At 35.2% G+C, this 2,783-nt stretch carries 2 protein-coding genes; both read left to right on the top strand.

Annotated elements, in window-relative coordinates; all coding sequences use genetic code 11:
• Window positions 1-116 precede the first annotated feature (116 nt).
• Window positions 117-728 carry a cupin gene (locus tag F6K13_RS26955; RefSeq protein ID WP_124147767.1) on the top strand — a complete coding sequence of 204 codons (612 nt, stop codon included), beginning with the start codon at window positions 117-119 and terminating at the stop codon, window positions 726-728.
• Window positions 729-1,653: 925 nt separating this feature from the next.
• Window positions 1,654-2,154, top strand: a complete 501-nt coding sequence (locus tag F6K13_RS26950) for a TerB family tellurite resistance protein (protein ID WP_124147766.1) — start codon at window positions 1,654-1,656, stop codon at window positions 2,152-2,154.
• The last annotated feature ends 629 nt before the right edge of the window (window positions 2,155-2,783 follow it).

Raw genomic sequence — 2,783 nt, 5'->3', positions numbered from 1 at the left:
TCATATTTTCTTACAATTCTAGTATTAACTGTAGCTATATAATATATAAGTATTTTTAGTAAATTCTCACAACTTATAGTTAACTAAAGTATCAGCAATACCAGAGGAGAAACAAGATGAAAAACCGAGATTGGTTTTTGACTGAAGACGGTCAATGTCAACCTTGTGAAACTGTGAATGAATGGAAATTATTAAGAGAAAATTATCGATTGTATAGATTCTTAACAGAACTAGAAGATACTCTAAAAGATGCCACAGATGAAGCGAGTTCTCTACAGAAAATTCGACTTTTAGTTAGACAATTTATTACTAATTCATACTGGCTGCAAAGTCAAGAACCAGAACCTTGCGAAAAAACAGGAACTTCGGTTATTTTATTATACGATGAGTTAGGATTTCCCTTAACAGTACAAACAGTAAAGTTCATGCCAGGTACAATTTCAACAATTCATAATCATGGTACCTGGGGAATAGTAGCAGTATTAAAAGGCCAGGAAAAAAATACTTTTTGGAAACGTAATCCTGACCCAGAAAATAAATATAAAATTGAAAGAGTTGGAGAAAAAATATTACAACCAGGAGACTTAATTAGTTTCACTTCTAATGCTATTCATAATATAGAAGTAATCGGAGATGAACCTACATTTACTTTTAATATTTATGGTGAAACAAAATCTTCTGAAAGGTTTGAATTTGATCCAGTTGCACAAACAGCTAAGAAATTCTGAATAAGGAATTAGGAAGAAGGAAAATATATTGGCAATAATTTCGAGCAAATCATCAACTATTACAGTATCTTCAATAATAGACCTCTGCGAAAAATATATAGATTTTTTGTAGGAGTAGGCAACAGGCAACAGGCAACAGGCAACAGGTAAGATATTTTTACGAAAAAGGCACGAAAAAGGATTTTTTAGGGTGAATTTTTCGTATCCTTAGCCTGCTCTAATTAAAAGGTTTATTTATCAAAATAATTGGGTCGCGCCACCCCGCCTTTTAAGGCGAAATATTTTTGGAGCGGAGCTCAAATCCTCGTTACAAAAATAACTTCTGACTTCTGACTTCTGACTTCGTTAATTTCTGGAGATGTCTAATAATATAGAGATGAAAATTCCTGAGAGGCTGTTTTTCAACAATTAATAATTAATAATTAATAATTAATAATTACCTCTCCTTAAAAAGAAGAGGATTGACTCAAAGGAAAAATTTGTCTTCTCTTGGTCGATTGGATATGGCGAGGAAACCCGTTCTTACAGACCCGCTCCGAAGATCGCCATCTCACCCTTCGGGAAGCTCCGCTAACGACCGCTTTTTTCTCCTTTAAAGGAGAGGCTTTAAACCTTAATTATTCGGTAAAGAATTATGAAGTTTTTTTGCCTTTGTTAATCTGGTTGTGCATCATATCAAATCCGTTTTATTGGACATAAAAAAATTCTTCAATCGTCATAACTACGCTCATCTTTGTAATTCTCTCTCCTCCTGACTCCTGACTCCTAAATAATTAAGATTAATATCATACACGCGCTTCACCAACGGCGGACATTTTTCTGTTCCCTATTCCCTGTTCCATGACAACCCAAATTTATTGTCCTAAACAAGACGTAATGATATAAAATTAGAACTGCTCAAAACCAAGAATAAAAGGAGGAAAATATGAGCAGTGGAAAAACTGTCGCACTGAGCAAATATGCTCAACATAAATATGGCATCGCCGCTCAATCTTTAATTGATTTTGAGGTAGGAGTCAATTGTGGTTGCGCGTTATTGGCGATCGCTGGAGCGGATGGACAACTGGCAGAAGCAGAATTTCAGTGGTATATTGACGAACAGGAAATGGTGGCAGTAGACTCGGAAGCATTTCAAGAGTATATTGAAATCCTCCGCAAATTCGATTGGAAAAATGCTAACCTTGAAGAGCTATTGAGTCAAATAAAATTTAATTTTCCACTTAATTTTCGCCACTCCCTATTGTACCAAGCGATCAAAATGAGTCGAGCTGATGGGTTCTACCATGAAAAAGAAAAAGCGGCGGTGGCTAAAGCGGCGGAAATTTTGGGTGTTGACAGCAAGGTGGTTGTTAGTCTAGAGTCGATTGCCGAAATGGAAGATACAGCAGATCGACTGCGCATTGCCTTATTTGAAACAAAAGCTTAATTCTGCCTTATATCTATAGCGATTGCATATCTGTAATAGCGAGAGAGGACTTGAAGCTACTTGTCCAACAAGTAAATCCAAATCCTCTCATATAGAATCCGGTTATATAATAAGTGTTCAACCTGATTTTATATTAGGCAGAAACCTGGTTTACCACGGTAATGTTTTCTGATTTTTTCACTAATGAGGGATCATACCCTAAACTGTAACGTTATAGTTATTGAAATTTTTGGATGAGATCAAATCCGTTGGCTTCGGAGTAATATAATTCCTATCGTCAGTAGGGAAAAAATGTTGCTCATTCCTAGAATTTCGACTTATTATTCCTCACTACTGAATTATACTAATGCTACCGGATTTGATATGATATAGAATCCAGTTATATAAGCAGAAACCGGGTTAATCGCGGTAATGTTTTCTGATTTTTTCACTAATGAGGGATCATATCCTAAACTGTAACGTTATAGTTATTGAAATTTTTGGATGAGATCAAATCCGCTTATATAATAGAGTTGTCGCTAAATAGATAGAAAAAATCGCTCAAATTAAGACACAGTAGTAATTCCATACGTTTTGCACTGGAAATTGCTAAAATCCTTACATGATAAGGGTTTAGCAGTTTTTTATAG

This window comes from Okeania sp. SIO2B9 (assembly GCF_010672505.1).
Taxonomy (GTDB): Bacteria; Cyanobacteriota; Cyanobacteriia; order Cyanobacteriales; family Microcoleaceae; genus Okeania; species Okeania hirsuta.
Note: the sequence above shows the minus strand (reverse complement) of the source record. Positions and strands in the feature narration are given on the sequence as shown.

Coding starts and splice junctions, on each gene's coding strand:
- F6K13_RS26955 (WP_124147767.1), top strand. CDS start 117: ATGAAAAACCGAGATTGGTTTTTGACTGAAGACGGTCAATGTCAACCT.
- F6K13_RS26950 (WP_124147766.1), top strand. CDS start 1,654: ATGAGCAGTGGAAAAACTGTCGCACTGAGCAAATATGCTCAACATAAA.